The organism is Microcoleus sp. AT3-D2 (assembly GCF_036705715.1).
Taxonomy (GTDB): Bacteria; Cyanobacteriota; Cyanobacteriia; order Cyanobacteriales; family Microcoleaceae; genus Microcoleus.
On record NZ_JAUBVE010000011.1, the window covers coordinates 37,766 to 59,989 of the forward strand.

Below are 22,224 nucleotides of genomic sequence, written 5' to 3' on the forward strand. Positions count from 1 at the left end.
CTGGTGCGGTTGCTATAACTGTTGGGGCTTAACAGAAGAATGTGAAATCTCCCGCACTTTAGCCGGGGGAGAAACTTTACATTTTTGTTATTGAAAACAGCCGGAAGATAGATTTATAAATTATACCTTGGATAGAGATAAAATATATTTTATCTGCTTAAAATCAAAGAAATCCAAGTTAGTAATTAATCGGCGTAGTAAGTTTAAGATTTACAATCAAAAATCTGCTAGCTAGTAGTTAACTAGAGGAAAAAAAATAATGAAAGCTCTTTGCTGGCATGGAGCAAATGATGTGCGAGTTGATAATGTACCAGACCCAACAATTATCAATCCGCGCGATGCAATAGTTAAAATCACGTCTACAGCAATCTGCGGCTCAGATTTACACCTCTACGATGGCTTCATCCCGACAATGCAATCGGGCGACATCATGGGGCATGAATTCATGGGGGAAGTAGTCGAACTCGGCAGCCAAGTCAAGAACTTAAAAAAGGGCGATCGCGTCGTCATTCCTTTTACTATTTCTTGCGGCAGTTGCTTCTTTTGCAACCGCGATTTGTGGTCGCTGTGCGACAACTCTAACCCCAATGCTGGGCTAGCTGAAAAAATGTTCGGTCATTCGCCGGCGGGACTGTTTGGCTACTCGCATTTAACGGGCGGCTATGCAGGAGGTCAAGCAGAATACGCGCGGGTTCCGTTTGCAGATGTCGGCCCTTTAAAAATTCCCGACGGACTTTCTGACGAACAAGTATTGTTCCTCACCGATATCTTTCCTACTGGTTACATGGCGGCCGAAAACTGCGACATTCAGCCGGGGGATACTGTAGCAGTTTGGGGATGCGGGCCAGTCGGACAATTTGCAATCAGAAGCGCGTTTATGCTGGGGGCCGATCGAGTAATTGCGATCGACCGCGTACCGGAACGCTTGCAAATGGCGGCCGCGGCCAAAGCTGAAATCATCAATTACGAAGAAATAGACGCCGGGGAAGCCGTCACCGAAATGACCGGGGGACGCGGGCCCGACTCTTGCATCGACGCGGTGGGGATGGAAGCCCACGGCACCGGTCTCGACGCTTTGTACGACAAAGCCAAGCAAGCCGTGCGGTTGGAGAGCGATCGACCTACGGCCCTGCGACAAGTGATCCTCGCGTGTCGCAAGGGTGGCACAGTGTCAATTCCCGGCGTTTACGGCGGCTTCGTTGACAAAGTGCCATTAGGTGCAGCTTTCAACAAAGGCTTGACCATGAAAATGGGACAGACGCACGTTCACCGCTATTTGCGACCTTTGCTCGATCGCGTTCAAAAAGGCGAAATTGACCCGTCATTCGTAATTACGCACCGAATGAAATTGGATGAAGCGCCCCACGCCTACGATATTTTCAAACAGAAAAAAGACAACTGCATCAAAGTTGTCCTCAAACCCTAATTCGCATTTACCCTTCACGGAAAAACTATGCTTTTACAAGAAAAAGAATCAGGCGACTTGATTGAAATCCTCGATGTAGATGCTTTAATCAGCCCTACAAAAAATGAAGTGCCGGGAAAAAATCAAGCTGGTCAAGAAGAGCAAGAGACAGCAACTTTTCCAAAAAGTAAATTAGTGTTTCCTTCCGGTGAAGCTCTGCCGCGCTGTTGGACTGAGGAAAATTATCAAACTCATTGATTCCACTGATTCTCCCCATCCCGTTTAACAAGAGGGGGACTCGAAGCTAGGGGGATGGACACAGCACATAAGTGTCCGCTAAACCCGAAAAACCGCTCTCCAATAGGGGTTGATACCCCTGCAGGAGGGCGGTTTTGACGTGTTTTTTGACACCCGGAGGACACAGCGCTGTGTTTGTTTAAATAGAATGTACGATCGACCAAATTTAATATAGTCTTTAGTTCGCGGGCGCGAGAAACCGCATTAAACTAAAGTGATAAAGATAACCGGGTTGGATTTAATTTCTTTATGACTAAAAGCTGATTCCCCTCCATCGGTGGCAGCGTTAAAACTAATGAAAGTTAATCAAAAACCCCTTGGGAGGAATTCCCCATGTTTTACCATAAGAAGCCACTACAGTATTACAAAAGACCAGAAAAACCAGATGCCGTTTACGCCAAGAAAATACAAGAACTAATTGGCGGTACATTTGGCGAAATGACCGTGATGATGCAGTACCTATTTCAAGGTTGGAACTGCCGAGGCCCAGCGAAATATCGCGATATGCTGCTTGATGTCGGTACAGAAGAAATCGGGCATATCGAGATGCTAGCAACTATGATTGCTCACTTGTTAGATAAAGCTCCTGTATCTATGCAAGAAGAAGGTTTCAAGGATGCTGTGGTGGGTGCTGTGATGGGTGGAAACAGCCCGCGAGATGCGATCGCCGCCAGCATGAATCCGCAGCACGCAATTGTCTCGGGTTTGGGCGCACTTCCTAGCGACAGTGTAGGGTATCCCTGGAACGGCCGTTATATCGTTGCTAGTGGCAATCTTTTAGCAGATTTTCGCTCGAATTTGCACGCCGAATCGCAAGGAAGATTGCAGGCTGTGCGGATGTATGAAATGTCAGACGATCCGGGCGTGAAAGACACCCTGAGTTTTATGATCGCCCGCGACACGATGCACCAAAATTTGTGGCTGGCGGCGATCGAAGATTTAGAAAGTTCGGGAATAGAAACAACCCCCGTTCCGAGTTCCTTCCCGCAGGAGTTGGAAAAGTCAGAATTTGCTTATCAGTTTTGGAATCATTCTGAAGGTTCCGAAAGTAGCGAGGGACGCTGGGCGAAAGGCAAATCAATGGACGGCAAAGGCGAGTTTGAATATGTAGCCAATCCCCAACCGTTAGGGCCAGAACCAGTACCGCCGCCGCCCGAACCAAAATTGCACGGCACTGGCATGAAATAGCCAATCAAAAAGTTAATAGTAAGCTGACCAGTCCCCGATTGACTAATTAAGTAATTAAGGACTAAAGTCCTTACTACTAACCTCAGAAAAAACCAAAGTTCTTACTACGAGCCACAAGTTCGTAGTAAGAAATTTACTACATGATTGGCTAATTAATTAGTTAAGGACTTTAGTCCTTACTACAAACCAAGTTTTGGCAAAAAATCTAATAACTAACAGCAAATAGCTTATGGAATTGCAAGCAGTAATTCTCGATATTGACGGTACTCTGACGCTCAGCAATGACGCCCACGCTCAAGCATGGGTAGAGGCATTTGTGGCTTACGGCTACGAGGTGCCATTCGAGAAAGTTCGCCCGCTAATTGGCATGGGAGGCGACAAAGTTATACCCCAAATGGTATCAGAACTTTCCGACGAAGCAGGCGACGGGAAAAAGATTGCACAGCGGCGCAAAGAACTGATTATTAACCGCTTTTCTCCCGACCTTTCTCCCACCCGCGGTTCGCGGGATTTGCTGTTAAAAATGCAGCAAGAAGGATTGCGGCTAATTATTGCTACTTCAGCTACCACTGAAGAACTTTCCGGTTTGCTGAAAGCTGCACAAGTTGAGGATTTATTGGATCAAGCCACTACATCTAGCGATGCAGAAGCTTCTAAACCGGAACCGGATATTGTGGAAGCTGCTTTGAGCAAATTGCAGATGGAAGCGAGTCAGACTGTGATGTTAGCTGATACTCCTTACGATATCGAAGCTGCGGGGAAGTGCGGGGTGCCAGTAATTGCTTTTCGGTGCGGAGGTTTCGATGATGCTTCGCTGGCAAATGCTGCGGCAATTTACGATCACCCTGCTGATTTGTTGGCGCATTATGACGATTCTATTTTAGGGAAAAAGGAATTAGGGCGTTGCTGAATACAGGTATGGATTCAAGTTTTCGGAATGGCTATAAGCCAAGTAGGGTGGGTTTTGTAACATCAAGCGAAAAGTTAATTCATACGATGAATCAGCAACGCCAATATTTCTTTTGAAATTTTAGCGCTTTGTCTAGCAATGTCTAGATGGGCGAATCACCTAAACTCTGTACACTAAATTATTAGTCCTTACTGCATCTCTTTCACCATACCTTTTATGTCAGATCAACCTGCAGCAGAAATCGAACTGCTCCGTGCGGCGTACGCAGCCTTTAACGCGCGAGACATTGACGCTGCCCTTGCCCTCATGACTCCGGACGTGGCTTGGCCGAAAGCGTTCAAAGGTGGTTTTGTCCGTGGGTCTGAAGAAGTTCGCGCTTACTGGACGGAGCAATGGAGCGAAATCAATCCGCACGTCGAGCCGGTTTCCTTTTACTCGGAGGAGGCCGGGCGCATTTTGGTCGATGTGCATCAGGTCGTGCGTGACTTGGCTGGAGCAGTTCTTGCCGATGAGCACGTGGGCCATCGATTCACCCTTGAATACAACTTGATTCAAGCTATGGAAGTCTGTCCACTTCCATCGTCCACCCCTAATGCCTAACCACGCGCTCCAGCTAACAGGCAAAAGTAGCGGACTCCGAGGGCTTGTCGCAATTGGGAAATTTTGAATTCATAGCTGTATTCAGCAACGCCGGAATTAGTAGCGCGTTGAAGTAATACGGGCGCTAGCGGGTGGATTGCCACTATTAAGCGCGATCGCTCACAATCCACTCTACCTGATGGGCTTCTGTGCGATCGGGAATATCCAGCCGCGCAGCTAATTTGCGAATGACTGCTTCCGGTACAGTTGCTGTGCGCGATCGATTCCGCTGCAATATTTCTTCTAGAGGTACTTCTAGATAAACGATGCGAATGCGCGTTTGGTAAGCAGCAAAAAAATTAATTAATTGCTGCCGCATTTGTTTAGTGGTATTCGTGGCGTTCCACACAAAATAACGCCCCTCATTTATGTATTCGCGCGCTCTTTGTTTGGCGGCTGTGACCACATTTCCAGGGGTTTCGTCGGGAGGGACATTCATCTCTTTTCGCAGTGCATCCAGCGAGATTACTGGCAAATCTGGGAGATTTTTCCGAATCCAATAATCTTTACCGCTTCCTGGCAAGCCCGACATCAAAATTACTTCGCATTTAGTGTCGTCAAATGCGAAGTAATCCGGGTTTCCATTCTCTTTGCGGAAGTAGATAAATCGGCTGTGTGGTGATGGGAATTGTCGGGGAGAATCCAAACAATTATTTTCTTGACAAAACTCCCGAAATAGTTCTATTTTATCGAGCAGTTCTTGTCTGTCGCTACACAGTCGGCCGCGCACGTCTGCTTCGGCTAAAAGTGCGAGGAAATCGCAGCGGACAACTTGACTGACTTTAATTACAGACTGCTGCGGGTTGGGTTTATCGATCAGCCAGATGGGTAAACTGCCGAATTGGACGATCGCCACAACTGTTTCGCGAATCTCAAACTGCACAGGCGGCTCGAATTGGGATAAAATTTGTCTAACCATCCTCGCACCTTGGCGTGCGTGACCTTTTGAGCTAATTCTGCCGTCGGCTTCTATTTTTGTAAAGGCTGGTTTGGCGACATCGTGCAGCAAAGCGGCGGCAAAAAGTATCGATCGTTCTTGCACGGGTAATTGACGCCAATTTTGGGATGAGATTAATGCTTCGCAGACCATTCTGGTATGAATTAAAACGTCTCCTTCGGCGTGATAAATCGGGTCTTGCTGACATCCTTTTAAGTTTTGAATCCAATCGAAATGATTTTGAATGCTGTCCCAATCCAAAAACCAATGGGGCGGTTCGGGACAAAAGGGAAAAGTCCAAGTGGCCGAGGGCGATAACAGTGCATTCATAAATTCACCTGCTGGTTAACTAAAATTAAATAAATTCACATCGGGACGCAGAATATTGGGTATAATGGGGCGATTTAGCCAATGTCCTTCGGCATTTTTAATAGCCGTCACAAAGCTAGCACGCACGTATTTGTAACGCGCCTTTACTATGCCATCTTCTTCGACTTTAAGGTACAGCCCCTCCATGCGATCGCTCTTGTCAGTTTCTTTCAAGCATCGTTCTTCATCTAATCCCAATTCCCCGCAGTACAAACGCAACCGATCCAAATGTCCCGGTTGAATAAAATTAGATTTTTCCACAAACTGCATCATTTGCTTGGGCGATTTCAGCACTCCCGAAAACAGCACGGGAACGGACACTAACGGCAGTCCGCTTAACAACTTGCGGCGGGATTCTGTACTCAGAAATTGACTGGTTTCTAAGTCCAGCACATCGTATTCCATAAAATAGTGCGGCAAAAAATCATAAAAAACAGTGTGTTTGGCATAAAGCCATTCGCCGTAAAGAATGTAGCGATTTCCTAGCACTTCTCCCAGCGTCCCGCTGAGACTGAAAGCCCACTGTTTGAATAAGTTAAAATGTTTTTCCCTCGGCCCGCCGGTGAGATAGTGGCCGCGACTTTGCAGCAGCATTTGTCCATCTGGTGCGAAGCTGATGCCTGTATTAGCGCCGTCTACCTTTTCTTCAATCACTGTCGGGCGATCGCTCAAGGCGCTAAATGGCACGCTGTCGAGGTCTTCATCACCCGGCTGGAAACGCGAACCTTCGATGTGATAAGTTCTAGGATATTTAACAATTTTGAGCATCAGCCAATCCATTTTAGATTTGAGATTTGAGAGGCGACCCCATCCATTTTAGCTTTAATTTTAGATTTTAGACTTTAGAGGCTGCCCAATCCATTTAACCATTATAATGGAATGATCACAAAGGAGCGTGTAAGTTGAAAAGTCAAAGTTTCCAGAGCATATCATCAGCATTCGCTGGGATTCTATTAGTAGGCGCGCTACTCCTAGGCTTAAACTCTTTTGTCGTGATCAATCCAGGTCAAGCAGGGGTTGTCAGCGTTTTAGGAAAAGCCAGAGATGGAGCATTGTTAGAGGGATTTCACCTCAGACCCCCGCTGATCTCCAAGGTAGATGTGTACGATGTAACAGTGCAAAAATTTGAAGTTCCCGCCCAGAGTGCTACTAAAGACCTTCAGGATTTAAATGCTAGTTTTGCGATCAACTTTCGCCTCGATCCTGCGAGAATAGTTGATGTCCGAAGGACTCAAGGAACATTGGAGAATATAGTTTCAAAAATTATTGCTCCTCAGACGCAAGAAGCATTTAAAACAGCGGCTGCACTGAGAACCGCCGAACAATCTATTACTCAAAGAAGTGAACTGAAGCGAGACTTTGATACTGCGCTGAAGGAAAGGCTATCAAAGTATGATGTAATCGTGCTCGATACGAGCGTTGTTAACATTCGATTCTCGACAGATTTTGCGAAAGCGGTTGAGGAGAAACAGGTTGCTGAACAGCGAGCGCAAAGGGCTGTTTATGTGGCTCAGGAAGCAGAACAACAGGCTCAAGCTGATATTAACCGCGCTCAAGGTAGGGCGGAAGCTCAAAGACTTTTGGCTGAAACTTTGAAGGCTCAAGGCGGCGATTTAGTGCTGCAAAAAGAGGCGATCGAAGCTTGGAGAAGCGGCGGCGCTCAGATGCCAAAAGTGTTGGTGATGGGTGCAGGTTCGAGTCGGGTTCCTTTCATTTTTAATATGAGCGATATTCAGGAAGAACCCGAGCACCCGCAAGTGACCAACGATTAAAATATGACTGACGGTAACAAACCCGGTGTCTCCGAAAATATTGGCTTTGCTAACCAGAAATCTCGCAATAAACCGGGTTTCCTCAGAAAGCACACATAAGTCTTATGAGAGTTGCCGGAATATGCTACACTTCTGAAAGCCACAATATAACGACAGTTTGAATCTGTCGCTATAAAAGCGAAGTCCGCAATTAACACGCAGGCAACACACTCATTTTAGGAAGCAAGGAAAAATCATGACCCGCGCTATTATGGAAACCGACAAAGGCACAATCAATTTGGAATTGTTCGATGCGGATGCGCCTAACACAGTGAAGAATTTTGTTGACTTGGCGGAAAAAGGTTTTTACGATGGATTAGCCTTTCACCGAGTCATTCCTAACTTTATGATTCAAGGTGGCTGTCCAAAAGGCAATGGAACGGGCGGCCCCGGCTACAAAATCAAGTGCGAAATCAACTCCCACAAACATTTGGCAGGAACTTTATCGATGGCTCACGCAGGCCGCGATACGGGTGGCAGCCAATTCTTTATTTGCCATTCTCCTCAGTCTCATCTAGATGGAGTTCACACAACTTTTGGCAAAACTGAGGATATGTCTGTCGTCAATGCTATCCGCCAAGGTGACAAGATTATTTCGCTCAAAATTGAGCATTAATTTCCAGTAATTAGTTGTGTTTGTAGTAAGGATTTTAGTCCTTATTGCAAACACAACTTGTGGAAGTTAAGAGTTTTAAAATCTACAATTTATGACTGTTATCAATGATTATGCTGTGGTGGCTGAGTTAACTGAACTATATTTAAAATACGAAAAAGCTCTTTGTACGAATGATATTGAAACTCTCGATAATTTGTTCTGGGATGCGCCGGAAGTCGTGCGGTTTGGGGTGACGGAGAACCTGTACGGGAGTGATGAGGTGAGGGCTTTTCGCAAAGGACGATCGCCTGTAAATGTCGATCGAGAAATGTTCAACCTCAAAGTCGTGACATTCGATGCAGACACGGCGGTTGTGACGCTGGAATTTCGCCGTGTAATGGATGGAGTGGTGCGGCTGGGGCGGCAGAGTCAGATGTGGCGGAAGTTTCCTCAAGGGTGGAAGATTGTTTCCGCTCACGTTTCTTTGTTGCCGGTGTAGATGTTAAAGGTAAGGAAACAATAATTGTCTAAAGCAGGCGGACTTTATGACTGAATCATTCATCCTCTAGAGCAACGTCTAATAATTCAATTTCCCGACTTTCATCCTGATCTTCATAATTAAATTCTAATCTGCTCTGCTTAATAATCTCGCTCAATATATTGCTTAAGTACCCTTTCGCAACAGCTTGTTCAAATCTTTCTATCAGAATAGGAACATTTATTATTTCTTCTATACATTCCATGTACTGAGATACTATAGCATTTATTGAATACAGCTTTTGAGCTTGTGCTTCAATCTTTGATTTAATTTCACTATCTGAATCTAAAGATTTAACTACAAATGTTATCGGATACCTTTCAATTTTATCAATGTCTAGGAAATATTTATTTACATCTACAGTTTCAGTCACCTGAAAAAAACGTCCTAGGGGTTTCATTACAAAGTCAATTCCCCCATCATTAGCATTTGTCCTACCTGTTTTAAACAGCTTTAAATTTTCTGGCTGGAGTCTGTCTAGTGCATAACCCCAATAAATAACTCGGTCATTGTAGTAGTATTTTAATATACTGTAGCTGACTATCTCGAAAATTCGAGCATCTACATTTGGCGCTACCATTTGTTTTATAAATTCTCTGACTTGAACCTCTGTCAATCTTTGAGCATCTTTACAAATTTGAATAAACTTTTCAAAGCTATCTCTCTTAGCTTCAACGTAAGCATCAATGATGTGGATTACTGTTTCTGCTATATTGTGTTCATTCTCATTGATTGTGACTTTTAATAAATTTTCGTTAAACCAATACCTGTTATTTTTCTGATTTCTCAAAATTGGGATGAACTCACAAGTGGGAAAATATTTTTTAAATTCTTCATTCATCCTATGGTTCAAGCCATGATTTTGAAGCTTTTGCCCGAATGGTAATTCACGCTGTCTCTTAAAAAGATTCGTATAAACTGCACCTTCATAATCTGAATACATTCCTGTCCGATCAAAATTTTTCACCAAATAATCTTCAACTAAAACATAGATTGCGTATAAGTTGGCAAAACTTCCTCTTGATTTTGAGCCTTTATTTGAAGATTTAGTCTTGATATTCAAATATAAAATTAGCTGGCTTTCACGCAATATTTGATACCCCACGTCGCCAAACTTATCCTCTAAAATGGTCTTAATTATTTTTGTAAATTCATGTTCCATTTTTATTAGAGTTGTAAGTTTAGTGTTAGCTGCTGTGGCGAAAGTTCACCGGAGTTGACTTCAGACATGAGAGCCTCTTCACTCTCATCCGGGGTAATTTGCAACCTCCGCAATCCTATTTGTAGATACTTTTCTTGTAATTCTATACCGATTGACTTTCTGTTAAGCTGCTTGGCAACAAATGATGTGGTAAAAGTTCCCGAAAATATATCTAGTACAACGTCGCCCTCATTACTACTGGCTTTGATAATTCTTTCTAACAATGATGTTGGTTTTTGGGTAGGATGTTCCTCATACTCAGGCATACGATATCTCACTCTCGGAAACTCCCACACATTACCTGGAACTTTTTTAGAATTATATACTGATGGTGTAGCCTTGCGGTAGTCAATTAGTTTTCTAACAGCTCCGGTTTTCGCCTCTACCAGAATATCTGAGGAATTAAATGTATAATTTCGTTTGTCCTTGACGCAATATAAAATTGGTTCGTAAAGAGAGCCGTAAAATTTTTTTGCTTGTACGCCCGAACTGTCATAATACCACACTATTCGAGAAAGGATTGTTAAACGATCGCGCAAATATAAATCAAAGTAGGGCATACTTTGAGTTGACGCCATTAGATACAAACTGCCGTTATGCTTGAGCTTCTTAATACATAAGTTTAACCAACTATAACTCCATTCTAAATAATCGCTTTCAAATTCCCACTTGTCTTTAAAACCATTGAAATTTTTGCCAATATTATAGGGAGGATCTGCAAAAATTAAATCTATTGAGTTGTCTTGGATTTCACTGCCAAGCACTTCTAACACATCTCCTAAGATGAGTTGGTGGTCGTCAATTTCAAAGATTTTCATTTAGCCTAGCCTCTTCCAATTAATATTGGCTCTTGTCAAGTTTAGTGAGATATGTTCTCTAAATATTTAATACAGTTCATATTTGAGCAAAGTACACGGAATCGAGCCATTGAAAACAGGAATTCGCCGCGATGTCCTGAGTCCCACCTTTTTACCCAACTCCTTATTTCCCGTCAAAATAAACGCATTCCAACCTTTAAAACGATTCTTGAAAATATCGCCCAACATCTTGTACAAATCTCCTAATTCGCTAGCATCTCCCAGGCGCTCTCCGTAGGGAGGGTTACAAATCAGAACGCCTCTGTCTGCGGGTGCTTCCAACTGAGATAACTCGGTTTGAGCAAACTGAATCTTACCGGAAATACCAGCTTGCTGCGCGTTCGTGCGAGCTTGAGTTAACATATCGGAATCGCGATCGCACCCTGCAACAACCTCTTTAAGTTCCGGTAATTCGCTGTTTTCCGCTTCCGCCCACAATTGATCCCACAAAGGTTCGTCAAAATCCCGCCAAGTCATAAATCCAAACTTTTCTCGAAACAATCCCGGTGCAATATTCAATGCCTTTAAAGTCGCTTCCAAAGGCAAAGTTCCAGAACCGCACATCGGGTCTAAAAACGGCAAATCAGGCGTCCATTCTGCCATCTCCAACAAAGCCGCAGCTAGGGTTTCTTTGAGGGGAGCAAGCCCCATCGCCGGTCGATATCCCCGGCGGTGTAAACTGCCGCCCGAACTGTCTAAACTTAAAATAGCTCTATCTTGATGAATGTGAATGTTAATTAGCAAATCGGGATGCTCTACATCGACATTAGAACGCTTGTTAAATTGAAGGCGCTGTTGGTCGGCGATCGCATTTTTGACCTGCAAAGCTGTAAAGTGAGTGTGGTTCAACTTTTCGTTGCCACCGGTGCAGTTTACTGCTAAAGTATTGTCGGGATCTAAGTATTCGTCCCAAGGGATTTTTTGCACTTCGCGGTAGAGCATATCCGAGTTGTAACACCGGAATTCGGCGATCGGCATTAGCACTCGAAAAATAGTTCTCGACCAAAGATTGACGCGGTACAATAAAGCGCGATCGCCCGCAAAGTAAACCCCTGTAAAATCTGGCTTAACATCCTGGGCCCCTAAATGTTCTAATTCTTGGGCGGCAATAGTTTCTAATCCGCGCGCAACTGTAGCAAAATATTGGTTCATTGATAATTGGTAATTGGTAATTGGTAATTGGTAATTGGGAATTGGTTTTTCTCGATCGCTCTAAATTTAGATAGTAGCTGGTTTAAATCCTAACTCTCACAAACAATACTCTACCTTAAGCTAGATGTCTCGGTAAAAAAAATACTAATTTTCCGAACAGTTTTGTCAACAGGCGATCGCCCCAACCCGCGCCCAATCTACCTTATCGGCACAAAAACTAACGCCCAGAGGGTGCGCCTCCGCGCACCTCACCGCTGCAAGTCACAAACTGTCAGTAATACTCGTGAAATTAAAAGCTTTCACGCGCACTCCGGGCACGACACTACCGCCGTAACGCTTCACCGCACTAACTGCATCCACATCGCGCAACATATCAGGTAAAACTTGATTGAAACGCAGGTTTTTAATCGGGTAAGCAATTTTGCCATCTTCAATCCAAAAAGTACCGTCGCGAGTCATCCCCGTTACTTCCAATGTTTTCGGATTAACGTAGCGCACGTACCAAGCTCGACTGACAAAAATCCCTCGCTCGGTTTGAGCAATTAAATCTGCTAAACTTTGGTCGGAACCTGTCATCACGATCGGGTAATAAGCACCTTTCGCCTCTTTGCCTTTTTGTGCGGCCCAGTAGCGGGAATAAGACAAACTTTGAGGGACGCCATCTTTGATGATTTCCAAATAGTTATTGCTCAATCCGTCGCCGAAAAAAGTATTCGATCGCAGCAAAGGATGAGCCGGATCGCGCTGCACTTGCACTAACGGGCTAAAAAGTTGTTCCCCCGCACGGTTTCCCGCTGGTTTTCCCTCTGCATCCGCGATCGACATAAACGATCGCCCCTCATCCGCCGCCCTCGCATCCAGCCCCCAAATCACCCACGGTAGCAAGCCCGCAAAAGCAGCGCCGTCAAGGATTACCGGATAAACGCCGGGAGTGATGGGGCGCGGGTTGCGAGATGCGATCGCGCGATCGAGCACTTGTTCTGCTAATTGGGCGATCGGCAATTCGTTGATACTCCAAGCAGTGCTCTGAGCCCAACTAGAACCGTCTTCAACGCGAGCAGTAAAGCTGAAATCCGCGTCTGTAGACTGGTTGCAGGCGCGGAGTCCGGTTGACGAGGCGATCGCGTACAGCGACGCCTCAGTGCTCAAAGTGCCCGAACCATGAGCGCCCCCCTCGGAGGATCTGGCGCACGCTTGCTGCACCATTTCGGCCCGTGCTAGAGGCGATACAGTTGCCGTTGCTGCGTCGAAGGCGGGCGATCGCAAATCGTAGGTTTGAGGCGGCAGCAGCGGCATCCATTCGGGGTCTGCCGGCGCAATTCGGGCCAATTCTTCCGATCGCTTGACTGCAGAGGCGATCGCATCTTCATCAAATTCTGTAACAGCAGCAGAGGCGCTTTTGTTGCCGAAATAGCTAGTAATGCTCAGGCTAAATACTGTTTTGCTGATATTTTGGCTGATTTGATTTTCCGAGAATCTCGAAAGAGATTCCTCGCCAGTAGAGAGACTGACAAATACTTCCTCTGCTTTGGATAGTTTGACTGCTTTTTCTAGTAAAGATAAGGCTTGGTCTTCACTTAAAAGTGCGGGAGATGTTGTTACAATCATGATTAGTAATTAGGCATTGCGAATTGGGCATTGCGAATTGGGCATTGGTAATTAGGCATTGCGAATTGGGCATTGGGAATTGGGCATTGTTAGCAATTAACTAATAACTAAGAACCGATGCCCCATGCCCCATGCCCCATGCCCTATTACCCAATTTGAATATCCCTCACTCGCACCGGCACACAAGCGTGAGTCATCTGAGCAACCTGCATCGGCTCGCCCTTTCCGCATATATGAGTACCGCACTGAACCAGCTCCGAAGTCGGCCCGATCGCATCTATTTGATTCCAGAAATCAGTAGTCATCGCCTGATAAGTTACATCCTTCAACATACCGACAACTTTACCTTTTTCCACCTTCCAAAAAGCATCGCCGCCGAATTGAAAATTGCGCCGCTGCTGGTCGATCGAATAACTACCCATACCGTCGATTAAAATCCCGTCTTCCGTATCTGCAATCATCTCTGCCAAAGTAGCAGTATGGCTGCCGCCATCCGGGCCAGGTTCCAATCCCAAATTGGGAATTCTCACCATCGGCACGCTCGACCAACTGTCAGCGTAAGCAGAACCGTTGCTGCTACCGCGTCCGAGGCGATAAGCCGTCTCTCTGTCAGTGAGATAATCAACTAAAATTCCATCCTTGACAACGTACCACTCTTGTGATTTTACGCCCTCATCATCGTAACCCATTGTACCGCGGCCACCTGGTTGAGTGCGATCGCACTTAAAATTCACCCAAGGTGCAGCGTATTGCAGTTTATTTAACTTATCAGTAGTAGCAAAGCTCGTGCCAGCAAAATTAGATTCGTAGCCGTAAACCCGATCTAATTCAGTTGGATGCCCGACTGATTCGTGGATTGTCAAATACAAATTTGTCGGCTTAAGAATCAGGGATTTACAAATACCAGCAGGGATTTTAGGAGCGTGGACTTTCTCAATAGCTTCGGCCGCAACTCTTTCGACTTGACTCAACAAATCATCGGGATTAATATGTTCGTAACCGATATTCAGCGGCGGGCGTTCGTAACTGCGACTTTGGGCATCGCCGCCCGCAATTGCCGTACAGTCAAAACCCGGATAGCTGCGGTAGATTGTTTGTTCGATTAGCGAGCCTTCTGTAGAAGCAAAAACCTTGTCTTCGCGGCTGAACTGCAAAAAAGAAGAAGCTTTTTTGATGCCTTGTGCGCCGTGTGCTAGCAGCCGCTCGTTGATAGTTAGCAGCAGTTCGGCTTTGTCAGCAACGGGTACAGAAAAAGGATCGATGGCGATCGGAGTAATGTAGGTATCGACATATTTTTCTACAGGCACTAACCGCACCGGTTCCTTCTGAGTTAGGCGGCTGCCTTTAGCGATTTCTACAGCCAAAGCGACTATTCTTGCAACCTCTGCAGGTGTTTTGCTGTGACTGGCGGCAAACCCCCAAGCGCCGTCTAGAAGCACTCGCACGCCAAAACCGGAACTTACATTATCTGACAGTTGACTTAAAGATCGATCGCGCGCGTAAAGATTCTGCCTTCGGTAACTGCAAAAACGCACATCACCGTACTCGCAACCTGTTTCCCGAATCAAATCTACAGCCAAATTTGCTAACTCGTTAGCAGAGATTTTTGCAGTTAATTGCACCATAGTTATTCGTCATTCGTCGTTAGTTGTCAATTATTATAGCGCTTTTTAATTTTTTGAACGAACCGCGAAGACGCAAAGAGCGCGAAGGAATAAAAGAGAGAGGTTTTTCTCCTTCTCAACTAGAGTCTTTACCTGAAAACATCTACCTATCTTTTTTTTGCTATTCCTTCGCGTTTTTCGCGCCTTCGCGGTTCGTTAAATCCTACTCCATCTCCTGCAAAACCGCTGTCAAAATTTCCACAATGCGATCGATATGTTCCTTCTCAATAATCAGCGGTGGCGACAAAGCAATAATATCACCCGTAGTCCGAATTAGCAACCCTTTTTCATAGCACTGCAAGAAACAATCGAAAGCCCGTTTCCCCGGCTTCCCAGCAATAGATTCCAACTCAATACCTGCCACAAGTCCCAGATTGCGAACATCAATTACGTGGCGCACCCCTTTCAAAGAATGCACTGCATTTTCCCAGTAACCAGCCATCTTATCGGCTCGTTCAAACAGCTTTTCTTCCTCATAAATATCCAGCGTCGCCAAAGCAGCCGCACAAGCCAGAGGATGACCAGAATAAGTATAACCGTGAAAAAGCTCGATCGCATTTTCAGGAGCATTCATAAAAGCCTCATAAATGCCTTCTTTCACAAACACCGCCCCCATCGGCACCGTACCGTTTGTTATCCCTTTCGCCGCCGTCACAATATCAGGAACCACCCCAAAATATTCCGTTGCAAAACTAGAGCCGAGTCGCCCGAAGCCGGTAATAACCTCATCAAAAATTAGCAGAATTCCGTATTTGTCGCAAATCGCCCGCAGCCTCTCCAAATAACCTTTCGGGGGAATCAAAACACCTGTAGAACCAGCCACCGGTTCCACAATTACCGCTGCAATATTAGACGCATCGTGCAAAGCAACAATCCGCTCCAATTCATCCGCCAAATGCGCTCCCCATTCCGGTTGTTTGCGACTGAAAGCATTGTGTTCGAGATTGTGAGTGTGAGGCAAATGATCTACTCCCGTCAGCAAACTGCCAAAAAACTTGCGGTTTGTACCGATACCGCCGACAGAAATTCCCCCAAAACCAACGCCGTGATAGCCGCGTTCCCTACCGATTAATCGTTGGCGAGTTCCTTCACCTTTCACCCGGTGATAAGCAATCGCAATTTTCAAAGCAGTTTCTACAGATTCCGAACCAGAATTAGTAAAGAAAACGCGATCGAAATTGCCCGGAATCATCTTTACCAAACGTTCCGCCAATTCAAAAGCCCCCGGATGTCCCATCTGAAAAGCCGGCGAGTAATCCAAACGCAAAACCTGCTGTTTAACTGCTTCGGCAATTGTCTCGCGGGCGTGTCCTGCATTCACGCACCACAGCCCCGCAGTACCATCTAAAATTGAGCGGTTATCATCGCTTGTAAAGTGCATATCTTTGGCTGAAACCAATATTCGCGGATTCGCTTTAAACTGTCGGTTGGCAGTGAAGGGCATCCAGTAAGCGTCCATATTTGTCATTGTTTTTTTATCTTTTTATATTGATGATTCTACCTTCAAACTATAACTTGCTACCGATTGCAGATCGCCCGACAGTTATTATAATTTTACAAATATCTCTTGGCTCTTTTAATTAAAGCTTAGTTTATGATAGACTTAGGTATTAGACGGAGACTCGATCATGTCACTAACTGTCAAAGACTTAGAAAAAGTACAAGCCGAACATCCTGAATGGCGACTAGAGTTAATACAGGGGAATATCATTGCAATGGGCCCATGCGATTACACCTCAGATGAAATTGGTTCTCGGTTAATTATTCTTTTGGGAATCTGGGTACTGCCACGCAAGCTGGGTAGATTAACGGGTTCCAGCGCTGGCTTTATTTTACCAAATAGTGACTTGCGCGCACCCGATGTATCTTTTGTCAAAGCAGAAAAGCTGAAGCGGAGTCGGCGGGATTTTGTAGAATTGGTTCCTGACTTGATGGTGGAAATTAAATCTAAAACCGATCGCATCAAACTTATCAAAGAAAAAATACAATCATTTTTGAGTCTAGGAACCGAAGTGGGAATATTGATTGACCCGGACAGATTAACTCTCACAGTATATCGTACAACAGGAGCCGAGCCGGAAGTTCTCAGAGATGGAGACATATTGACAATTCCAGAGTTTTTCCCTGGCTGGGAATTGCCAATTTCTGATTTGTGGCCACCCGTTTTTGATTGAAAAATTAGTCGGTTCATAGTAATGAATGTAAGTCCTCTCTATGAATAAGGACTTGCATTCCTCACTACGAACCATTGAGAGAAGCTTAGATAGCTAATTCACGATCGCACCGACAGACTCATGCTGCAACAAACCTGTCAGCATTTTCACAGGGCGTTCCCCGTAGGGCCACGCGAAAGCATGGCGGAAAGCAGCTTCTTGACACGCTTGCAACTGCCTAAAATCAATGATATCCAAAGTTAACAAATTCTCGTACTCGAAAGGCAATCGCACGTTGTGCAATCCGGCGTTGTCAGTACAAATGGCAATATCGACACCAGCTTCAAAACATCGATCGAACACAACCTTCAATTCGCGCATATCTTGCAACGTCCCCGTTTTGAGATAGGTAGTCGGGCAAACTTCCAAGCATTGACCCCTGCGCGCGACTTCTGGCAGCAATTCGGGATATTTTAAGGGAATTTGAATCCCGTGGCCGATACGCATTAGATAGGGCAGAAGTTCGGGATAACAGCCAGAGGTAGTTTCGTAGAGGTGTCCGGTGGTTTTGATGCCGATCGACCTCGCGTACTGGTACAATCCGACAAACTCCTCCAAACGCTCGCCAATACAATCATCGCCACCAGCTATATCGATCGCACAAACATATTCTCCCATCCCGGCCGCCAAATCTACGATCGCCCGATTCACCTCATAGGGTAAACGCGAGTGCATACACAAAATTTGGCTAGTAACAATCGGACAATCGCTAATTTGACTTGCCTTGCCCACAACCTGTACAATTTCTGCCATCAAATCAATGCGTTCTGACTGATCCAAATGTTCTGGAGTCCGCAAATAAGGCGTATAGCGCAACTCCAAATAAGCCAGATTTTCAAACACGTAAGCGCCCCGCATCAACCGATAGATAAAATAAGGCAAAGTTTCAACAGTTTGAACGCTTTCTACCAGCGTGTGCAGTTCCAAATACTCATTGAGAGTATTGCGCGGACGAGTGTAGAACTCCTCAAACTCCGAGTATTTTTGAAATCGATTAACCATCTCAGCATTGTGGCGATCGAAATACCGCCACAGCACCCTAGGAACGACAGAACCACCCAGATGGCGGTGCAACTCAGCGTGTAAAGTCATGCGATTTTAGATTTTAGATTTTAGATTTTAGATTGAAAGAATTGAAGGATTGAAGAATTGAAGGATTGAAGAATTTGTAATTTAGTCCTATACGCATCAGTGGCCAGAAACCGGGTTTTCCCACATACCAGCCAACAACCTCCAGCAGGTAAACTGTTCCACATTTAAGCTGCACATTGGATTCCCATAAAAACTCATCAAATCCTCTCTCATTCTCCCCTCTCCCATTCTCCCCCTATCGGGCTCTCCTTTCCCAAGTCCCCCGATAGTGCTGGAAGTGGGTTGATCAGAGCAATACAGCCTCAAGTCTTTCAATTGTAACAAAAATTTATTTGACATTTAGGACGCATTCATACATAATCGGAGATTGTGTCAACCTGAACTGAACGCGAGAAACCCTTGGCTAACGTAGTTGTGATCGGCGCCCAGTGGGGCGATGAAGGAAAAGGCAAAATTACCGATTTGCTCAGCAAATCCGCAGATATCGTTGTCCGCTACCAAGGGGGCGTCAACGCCGGTCACACCGTGGTAGTAAACGGTCAGACTTTCAAGCTGCACTTAATTCCGTCCGGGATTCTCTACCCTGATAAAGAGTGTATCATCGGCTGCGGCACGGTCATTGACCCCAAAGTTTTAATTGCAGAGTTAGACCAGCTAGAGGCACTGAATATTTCGACGGCCTCGCTGATGATTTCGGAAACTGCTCACGTAACGATGCCCTATCATCGATTAATTGATGTAGCATCGGAAACCCAGCGGGGAAATTATAAAATCGGGACGACGGGACGCGGCATCGGCCCTACTTACGCCGACAAGTCCGAACGCACTGGCATTCGGATGCTCGATTTAATGGACTTGGAAGGGTTGCAAGAACAATTGGAATGGACGATTAATTGTAAAAATGTCCTTCTCGAAAAACTCTACAATTTGCCACCTCTAAATCCCCAAGATGTAATTGATGAATATCGAGTTTATGCCGAACGTTTGCGGCCGCACGTAGTAGATAGTTCCCTGAAGATTTATGAGGGACTTCACAAGCGGAAAAATATTCTGTTTGAAGGCGCGCAAGGCACTTTATTAGACTTAGATCACGGTACTTATCCTTACGTTACTTCCAGCAATCCCATCGCTGGTGGGGCTTGTGTTGGAACCGGAGTCGGCCCGACAGCGATCGATCGCGTAATTGGCGTAGCAAAAGCTTATACAACCCGCGTCGGAGAAGGCCCATTCCCTACCGAAATGGTAGATGGAATTGGCGCAATTTTGGGCGATAGAGGTGCAGAATTCGGCACGACAACCGGTCGCAAACGCCGCTGCGGCTGGTTCGATGCGGTAATCGGCCGCTACGCAGTCCGCATCAACGGCCTTGACTGTCTGGCAATTACCAAACTAGATGTTTTGGATGAATTAGAAGAAATAAAAGTTTGCGTTGCTTACGAAATTGACGGCGAAAAATGTGTTGATTTCCCGAAAAGTTCCCGGATATTTGCTCGCTGCAAACCTATTTACGAAACCCTTCCTGGTTGGAAACAGTCTACGGAAGAGTGCCGGAATTTGGAAGATTTGCCGCAGCAAGCTTTGGATTATCTGAAGTTTTTGGCAGATTTGATGGAAGTGCCGATCGCGATCGTTTCTCTCGGTGCGAGCCGCGACCAAACTATTATTGTAGAAGACCCGATTCACGGCCCGAAACGCGCTTTGCTCTCTGCTGACGGTACGCCTGTAGCATCACAATCATAACAGGTTTAGTTATAATAGACAAAAAGGGTCTATCTCATGTGTGACGATGCTCCAATGACCGATGAAGATCGTCTGATATACCAACTAACCCTTCATCGAGATTTGGTGGGCTGGGTAATCGGAAAGTTAGCTGAAGCTGGCATTGCATCCCAGAGAACTACTGGCAACGATCCGAAAGGAGACATTTTGATTGTCGCTCCCAATGAGGTCTCGCAAGTAAAAGAAATAATTCGGGATCTTCATAATCAATACACGAGAGAAAATATCAAAGATTCACAGTCAACCTTAGAGGAAAGAAAAACAAACTTACCGCATATAGAAATTAAAACCACATACCTTTCAGGAAAAGCAGTTAATGAAATTATTGATACTGCTACTGTCATTGCAGTTGTAAGTGCCGATAGAATTTCTGGACCTGGCAAGGCAAAATTTATAAAAGCAGGTATAGCTTATGCAGAAAATATTCCTTTGAACGAGTTTCTAGATGTTTAGTAGCAGGAGTAATCCCAATGTTTGACATCAGTTTTTATTCAGCAAATGGTGAACCGTCCGATAGTGTAAGAATAACAGCAGCTACTTACGAATGGTTAGCAAAATCAGCATTTTCAAAAATAGGTGGCGAATCAGTCGAAACCCAAATTTACCTAGATGAAGAAAATGTAATTCTGCCTCTAGTTGAATTAAATCAAGATATTCGCCAGCAGTTCAAGAAAATTTTCAGCGAAGCAATCATCAGTGAAAGCGATGCAGTTCTTACTAAGCTTGGTGATTACCCTTCAAAAGAAGAGTATCAATCAGGAACGTACCGTCTCAGAAAAATGCTGGAATTGCTCAAGTGTGTGGAAAACGAAAATTATCAATACCTTCAGCGAATTTAATCGGGACTTACGCAACTGGTTCAATTCGTAGGGTGCGTCAGTTGATAAGACCTAAATTTTTTGTCATAAACTCAATACTGACGCACCATACAAGCTAGTTAAAGTGTGACCGTTGACCTGAGTCTGATTAATGTTCGATCGCAATATCACAATTCTGGTAAAATGTGAAAACAATCAACAGAAAGTCATAAAATGGAACTCGCAGTAGAATGTCAAAAGCGGGCAGAAGGCAGCAAACCTAACGCCCTCCGCCGCTCTGGATTGATTCCCGCCGTCCTCTACGGGCACAAAGGCTCTGAATCCATTTCCCTTACCATCAAAGCCAAAACAGTCGAACACCTGCTCAAAAAGCACGTAGTCAACAATACCCTAATTGACCTCAGCATTCCCGACCTCTCTTGGAGCGGAAAAACATTGCTCCGGGAAGTTCAAGTTCATCCTTGGAAGGGCTATCCTTACCACCTGAGCTTTTTCTCCGTGGCAACTCAAGACAGCCTGGAAGTTGAATTGTCACTGCGTTTTGTTGGTGAAGCTGTAGGCGTCAAGTTAGAAGGCGGCATCTTGGATACCGTACTGACGCAACTCGCAGTTAAGTGCAAACCTGACAGCATTCCTGAAGCAATTGAAGTAGATATTTCTAATTTAAAGGTTGGGGATGCGCTGCACATTCACGAATTAGTTTTGCCTGCAGGAGTGGTAGCTCTCGGCGAACCTGATCAGGTGGTTGTTACCGTGCTGGGAATTCAAGCAGGTTCTGAAGCCGAAGACGCAGAAGAAGACGCAGCCGCAGCAGCTTAATTAGTGATTGCTAATAGTTGTTAACTAATGGTTGAAAAAAAAGGGCGATCGCTTTCTCCCAAAAGGGCGATCGTTTTTTGCTAAAAAGGCTATTATAATTTGGGTTCGATCTCACATCTTGCGCCATTTGTAATATTTTTTTAGGCGTGCTCCCTTGCCCAGTCCACAAGCAAGCATCCCACAAGCCAGCATCGGCAGTGTTTACTTTTCTTTACAAAACGGGCGATCGACCAGAAGCTACAAGAGTGGGGACTGGCGCGCAAATCCGCCAAAAACCAGGCTGATTCGTACATATTGAGCCGTAAAATCAAAAAAATCAACCGAGAATCCCG

Annotated in this window: 22 protein-coding genes; 13 read left to right on the top strand and 9 right to left on the bottom strand. The window is 45.2% G+C overall.

Going from position 1 to position 22,224, the window contains the following annotated elements; genetic code table 11:
- Positions 1-259: 259 nt before the first annotated feature.
- The 5 genes from QUB44_RS07200 to QUB44_RS07220 all read left to right on the top strand — a co-directional run bounded on the left by QUB44_RS07200 (position 260) and on the right by QUB44_RS07220 (position 4,400).
- Entirely contained in the window at positions 260-1,426 is a 1,167-nt protein-coding gene (locus tag QUB44_RS07200) for a zinc-dependent alcohol dehydrogenase (RefSeq protein WP_333364880.1), read from the top strand.
- 27 nt (positions 1,427-1,453) lie between these two features.
- Positions 1,454-1,663 (top strand): acetyltransferase, encoded by a 210-nt coding sequence (locus tag QUB44_RS07205; RefSeq protein ID WP_333364882.1) that lies wholly within the window; start codon positions 1,454-1,456, stop codon positions 1,661-1,663.
- 372 nt (positions 1,664-2,035) lie between these two features.
- Positions 2,036-2,890: a manganese catalase family protein gene (locus tag QUB44_RS07210; protein ID WP_333364885.1), complete on the top strand. Its 855-nt coding sequence runs from the start codon at positions 2,036-2,038 to the stop codon at positions 2,888-2,890.
- A gap of 229 nt (positions 2,891-3,119) precedes the next feature.
- Positions 3,120-3,800: an HAD family hydrolase gene (locus QUB44_RS07215; RefSeq protein ID WP_333364888.1), complete on the top strand. Its 681-nt coding sequence runs from the start codon at positions 3,120-3,122 to the stop codon at positions 3,798-3,800.
- Between the two features lie 216 nt (positions 3,801-4,016).
- Positions 4,017-4,400 (top strand): nuclear transport factor 2 family protein, encoded by a 384-nt coding sequence (locus tag QUB44_RS07220; RefSeq protein ID WP_333364891.1) that lies wholly within the window; start codon positions 4,017-4,019, stop codon positions 4,398-4,400.
- Between the two features lie 145 nt (positions 4,401-4,545).
- Here QUB44_RS07220 and QUB44_RS07225 read toward each other — a convergent pair whose 3' ends face one another.
- The gene (locus QUB44_RS07225; RefSeq protein WP_333364894.1) at positions 4,546-5,706 is read right to left on the bottom strand and encodes an AAA family ATPase; all 1,161 of its coding nucleotides are present in this window, start codon (positions 5,704-5,706) and stop codon (positions 4,546-4,548) included.
- A gap of 15 nt (positions 5,707-5,721) precedes the next feature.
- Entirely contained in the window at positions 5,722-6,525 is an 804-nt protein-coding gene (locus tag QUB44_RS07230) for an RNA ligase family protein (protein ID WP_333364896.1), read from the bottom strand.
- Positions 6,526-6,647: 122 nt separating this feature from the next.
- Here QUB44_RS07230 and QUB44_RS07235 point away from each other — a divergent pair, with 122 nt between their 5' ends.
- The 3 genes from QUB44_RS07235 (at position 6,648) to hpxZ (ending at position 8,650) form a co-directional block, all read left to right on the top strand.
- The gene (locus tag QUB44_RS07235; protein WP_333364899.1) at positions 6,648-7,517 is read left to right on the top strand and encodes a prohibitin family protein; all 870 of its coding nucleotides are present in this window, start codon (positions 6,648-6,650) and stop codon (positions 7,515-7,517) included.
- Between the two features lie 235 nt (positions 7,518-7,752).
- Positions 7,753-8,172, top strand: a complete 420-nt coding sequence (locus tag QUB44_RS07240; RefSeq protein WP_333364901.1) for a peptidylprolyl isomerase — start codon at positions 7,753-7,755, stop codon at positions 8,170-8,172.
- A 91-nt stretch (positions 8,173-8,263) separates the two neighbouring features.
- Positions 8,264-8,650 carry an oxalurate catabolism protein HpxZ gene (gene hpxZ, locus QUB44_RS07245; protein ID WP_333364904.1) on the top strand — a complete coding sequence of 129 codons (387 nt, stop codon included), beginning with the start codon at positions 8,264-8,266 and terminating at the stop codon, positions 8,648-8,650.
- A 55-nt stretch (positions 8,651-8,705) separates the two neighbouring features.
- Here the strand turns inward: hpxZ and QUB44_RS07250 are convergent, their stop codons facing one another.
- From QUB44_RS07250 to QUB44_RS07275, 6 genes are all read right to left on the bottom strand, one after another.
- On the bottom strand, positions 8,706-9,851 hold the full coding sequence (locus tag QUB44_RS07250; protein ID WP_333364907.1) for a restriction endonuclease: 1,146 nt from the start codon (positions 9,849-9,851) through the stop codon (positions 8,706-8,708).
- A gap of 5 nt (positions 9,852-9,856) precedes the next feature.
- Entirely contained in the window at positions 9,857-10,708 is an 852-nt protein-coding gene (yhdJ, locus tag QUB44_RS07255; protein WP_333364910.1) for an adenine-specific DNA-methyltransferase, read from the bottom strand.
- Between the two features lie 66 nt (positions 10,709-10,774).
- A complete protein-coding gene (locus tag QUB44_RS07260; protein ID WP_333364913.1) occupies positions 10,775-11,899 on the bottom strand; it encodes a THUMP domain-containing protein in 1,125 nt (374 codons plus the stop codon).
- A 261-nt stretch (positions 11,900-12,160) separates the two neighbouring features.
- Positions 12,161-13,507 carry a TldD/PmbA family protein gene (locus QUB44_RS07265; RefSeq protein WP_333364916.1) on the bottom strand — a complete coding sequence of 449 codons (1,347 nt, stop codon included), beginning with the start codon at positions 13,505-13,507 and terminating at the stop codon, positions 12,161-12,163.
- Between the two features lie 146 nt (positions 13,508-13,653).
- On the bottom strand, positions 13,654-15,132 hold the full coding sequence (locus QUB44_RS07270; protein WP_333364919.1) for a TldD/PmbA family protein: 1,479 nt from the start codon (positions 15,130-15,132) through the stop codon (positions 13,654-13,656).
- Positions 15,133-15,334: 202 nt separating this feature from the next.
- Entirely contained in the window at positions 15,335-16,639 is a 1,305-nt protein-coding gene (locus QUB44_RS07275; protein ID WP_333364923.1) for an aspartate aminotransferase family protein, read from the bottom strand.
- 160 nt (positions 16,640-16,799) lie between these two features.
- On the opposite strand from QUB44_RS07275, the gene QUB44_RS07280 reads away from it, so the two are divergent.
- On the top strand, positions 16,800-17,345 hold the full coding sequence (locus QUB44_RS07280) for a Uma2 family endonuclease (protein ID WP_333364926.1): 546 nt from the start codon (positions 16,800-16,802) through the stop codon (positions 17,343-17,345).
- Between the two features lie 93 nt (positions 17,346-17,438).
- Here QUB44_RS07280 and QUB44_RS07285 read toward each other — a convergent pair whose 3' ends face one another.
- Entirely contained in the window at positions 17,439-18,476 is a 1,038-nt protein-coding gene (locus tag QUB44_RS07285) for an adenosine deaminase (protein ID WP_333364929.1), read from the bottom strand.
- 399 nt (positions 18,477-18,875) lie between these two features.
- Here QUB44_RS07285 and QUB44_RS07290 point away from each other — a divergent pair, with 399 nt between their 5' ends.
- From QUB44_RS07290 to QUB44_RS07305, 4 genes are all read left to right on the top strand, one after another.
- Positions 18,876-20,216, top strand: coding sequence for an adenylosuccinate synthase (locus tag QUB44_RS07290; protein ID WP_333364932.1), 1,341 nt, complete (start codon positions 18,876-18,878; stop codon positions 20,214-20,216).
- A 54-nt stretch (positions 20,217-20,270) separates the two neighbouring features.
- Positions 20,271-20,708 (top strand): hypothetical protein, encoded by a 438-nt coding sequence (locus tag QUB44_RS07295; protein WP_333364935.1) that lies wholly within the window; start codon positions 20,271-20,273, stop codon positions 20,706-20,708.
- A gap of 17 nt (positions 20,709-20,725) precedes the next feature.
- Positions 20,726-21,094, top strand: a complete 369-nt coding sequence (locus tag QUB44_RS07300) for a hypothetical protein (protein ID WP_333144866.1) — start codon at positions 20,726-20,728, stop codon at positions 21,092-21,094.
- A 192-nt stretch (positions 21,095-21,286) separates the two neighbouring features.
- Positions 21,287-21,892, top strand: a complete 606-nt coding sequence (locus tag QUB44_RS07305) for a 50S ribosomal protein L25/general stress protein Ctc (RefSeq protein WP_333364938.1) — start codon at positions 21,287-21,289, stop codon at positions 21,890-21,892.
- The last annotated feature ends 332 nt before the right edge of the window (positions 21,893-22,224 follow it).